The organism is Moorena sp. SIO3B2, assembly GCF_010692525.1.
GTDB classification, from domain to species: Bacteria; Cyanobacteriota; Cyanobacteriia; order Cyanobacteriales; family Coleofasciculaceae; genus Moorena; species Moorena producens.
Genome location: NZ_JAAHHE010000527.1, coordinates 1 through 3,401 on the forward strand (window position 1 = coordinate 1; position 3,401 = coordinate 3,401).

At 41.0% G+C, this 3,401-nt stretch carries 2 protein-coding genes and 1 pseudogene; all 3 read right to left on the minus strand.

The annotated features are described in order from the left end of the window. A pseudogene (locus tag F6K38_RS37415) lies at nt 1–433 on the minus strand (nucleotide-binding protein); the annotation flags it as partial. Nucleotides 434–744: 311 nt separating this feature from the next. Then, nucleotides 745–1,584: a PIG-L deacetylase family protein gene (locus tag F6K38_RS37420; RefSeq protein WP_287296534.1), complete on the minus strand. Its 840-nt coding sequence runs from the start codon at nt 1,582–1,584 to the stop codon at nt 745–747. Nucleotides 1,585–1,908: 324 nt separating this feature from the next. Beyond that, nucleotides 1,909–3,401 (minus strand): glycosyltransferase (locus tag F6K38_RS37425; RefSeq protein ID WP_287360061.1); only part of this gene is annotated, 1,493 nt, incomplete at its 5' end.

Here is a 3,401-nt window from a genome sequence, read left to right on the forward strand (position 1 = left end):
TACTACGAATCCACCATAGGAGCTTTCGCAGCATCCTGCTTTTTCCCTGACTGGAAGTCCAACGCAGAAGTCGTTTAGCCGGTTTATCTGTCTCAGGACCAATCATCCACCGATGAAGTCGTTCTGTTAGGGGTTCAATCCTTTCGGTCTGGGATGTATTATGACCATTGCTCAGAAACACTCCAAAGGCCAGTCCATTGGTACGGGTGTACGGACCATACGCAATCCCCTGTCTGCCCCACGCAGGTTTTAGCAGGGGCTGGAGACGTAATGCGCCATTGTCAATCCCAATCAGCTTTTCGACATCTATACCCTTACGAACTGCACCACTGGAACTTTTAGTACCAATGGTTTTACCTGCACAACAGTTGTCTGAGAATGAGTCTGTGAAGGATTTGTTTACTAAATTTTCTGGTGGATTTAATTGTTGCATATTCTTACTTAATGTTTATATAGTGTTGTTTAATATCTATTTATGAATTTTATATTTGATAGATGATAGCTGACATTGTCAAGATTAACAAAAAATCAAATGGATATATGATGTCCCATATATCCAGAACTGATATGACTGATAAAAATCTTGAACACTCTTGTTACTTATGATTTCATTATTATCTTAAATGAAGTTGCCAAATTGGCTAATTTATCGCTAGCGATGCAGCGCGGTCTTGGGGGTTTCCACGGGGCTTACAAGGTGCGGACGCAGGTTCCGCACACAGCCCCTCCCCATGAGCGACTGCATCAATACTCTTCAGAATTATGAGTCAAACTATATCGACGAAATAATTCATATTTTTTAAAAAAGCAGTCTAAAAACTCCCCTTCTGACACATCCCTCAGGGTTAGCCAGCGTGGATGAGCAATGAGTTGTTTCATTTGAGATTGATGTTGGTCTAGGGCAGTACGTTTGATATCAAAAACATCACCAATATAGACAGATAATCTAAAATCATTCAGTAAGCGAAACCCTGACATCATAGTTTTTTTAAAAAAAGATACCAGGTTTGGTTTACTCCCTTCGACCCTTGTCCAGGGCCAGTGATTCCAGAACCATATAGGATACTCATAAACTGTCACATCAAATTTAATTGTTTTGAGTGCAGCTACGACAATTTCATTGGTAGCATTATGGTCAGATACCCCATCGTTGTAGTAGGGAATAAAAATTTCTTCAGGAAGATAGTTAAGAATAATTTTGGCGACGTTATGGATAGCCAAATTTCGGGTTTTATCTAATGTTCCATCTTTGAATTCCAAAAAGCTGACATCATGCTTTTGCAGACCAAGTTTTTGAGCTGCTGCCAAGGCTTCATTAGCACGTATTGATTTTACCTGATTTTCTGGAATCAGATGAGCATGAGATTGACATCCATCTGTCATAAAAACAATTTTTACATCGGCTCCGGCTTGCTTTTTACGGATAATTGTTCCACCACAACCAAGGGTTTCATCATCCTGATGGGGTGAAAATATAATCGCCGAGCGTCTTAGATTATTTCTGTCATACTCAACTCTAGTACTATGGATTAGAAAACGATAAAACTGGCGTACTAGAGTTTGTAAGGATAATTTATTGTTCATTTTTAACTTGTCACGTGTCACTATTCCCTGAGCCGAAGTTCAATACTTCTGTCTTTTACTTTCAAATAAGGCGTTGCTGATTCTGAGTATGATTGTGCCCCCCTAGGGCGTGTTTTCAAAGTTTTCCGCAAGATTATGATCCCCCCCAGCCCCCCTTAATAAGGGGGGAGCCATACTCAAAGTCCCCCTTTTTTAAGGGGGATTTAGGGGGATCTCCGAGGCAAGAAGACACGCCCTAGCCCCCCAAGTTTGGGAGTTTGGGGGATTTAGGGGGCTTTAGCAAAGCCAAACGATCGCGCATTCATACTTCAATTAAGTAACGCCTCAAAGAATAGTCTTGTACTGCGTAAGTAAATCATCAACAACTTTCTCGAAAGAAAATAGTTCAACCGCTCGCTGATGTCCAGCTTGTCCCATGGATGTTCTAAGTTCTTGGTCAGAAAGAAGTTGCAAGATGGCGTCTGCTAAAGCATCAGCATTACTCCGTTCAACCAGCAGACCTGTCTTACCATCTTCCACAATCTCGGGAAAAGCACCAGCTTGGGTAGCAATAACGGGAAGACCTGCAACCATAGCTTCCACAATTGGCATCCCAAATGCTTCGTGACATACTGACGGAAATACAAAAATGTCTGCCTGCTGATAATAATTGACTAACTTAGATTGAGGAAGGGAGCCAGTGAAGGATACTTGGCTGGCTAGATCAGCACCAAAGTGATCATTCAATTCGGACAGGTATCGTCTCAGGTAACCTGTCCAACTTTCATCACCGTAGAATGATGCTAACTCTGCCACTTTGGAGTCATCACTTAATCCGACAAGATAGTCGTAGGGTAATGCACCTACAGGACCAACGAGATCAAGTTTGGTTTCAGGGCAGCGCTCGAGCACTTTTCTAAAAGCTTCTAATAAGACATGGGAGCCTTTTTCTGGAGATACTCTCCCCACGTATAGTAATCGTTTAGCACGATTTTTTGTGCTGCCATTTTGCTGATTATCGCTGACATAGAAATTCATGAAGCGATCAAGGTTTACCCCATTAAAAACCGGCTGACAGCGCTCGGCAAATTTAGGGAAACGCTGGCGAATCCCTGCTGTGATATACTCACTAGTACCAATAACTAAATCTACCTTACTAAGCCGCTTTTCTAGAATTTTGTGATCGAGTTGGGTCAACCACTCACAATGCATGTGCAGGGCAATTTTTATTCCTGGGTTCAAAGCTCGTATCACTGGAATAAACTGAGATAAGTTGTGAATGTGAACAACATCACATTGCTGTTTTTTCAAGTCATTTGCTACCTGTAAAATATATACTAGGTAATAGAGTTTGGATCCAAATATAGGACGTTTTTGATTCTGGAATCCTGGAATTTTTTCCAGATAGTTTAGCAGTTTTTTATCCCGGCCTATGGGAATATATCGATAGTCTACTCCGTCATGATTTGCCGTATTAAAGCGTTCTCCTGGTGTATAGACAATAACATCACCATCTTGAACTAAAAGACGCACGAATTCATAGGTCAAAATCCCGATGGAATCCATCGGATTTGGAAACGATGTCATCACAAAGGGTTGACATACAAATGCTATCTTTAATCGTTTATTAGAATCTGCTCCATTTAACTGGTTATTTAATTTGTTATTTAATTTGTTTTGCTCTCGGTCAATCCTAGCTAATTTATTTTGGACTAAAGTGGTGTAGACTACAGTGTTACTGGGATTGAGTTTGAGGACATTGTTATAGGACGCGATCGCATCATCTAATTTGCCTTGTTCTTGGAGAGCAACTCCCAAGGTATAATGGCTGTTTACCA

Excerpts from the sequence above, each read along its gene's own strand:
- F6K38_RS37420 (WP_287296534.1), bottom strand. The coding sequence starts at position 1,584 with ATGAACAATAAATTATCCTTACAAACTCTAGTACGCCAGTTTTATCGT.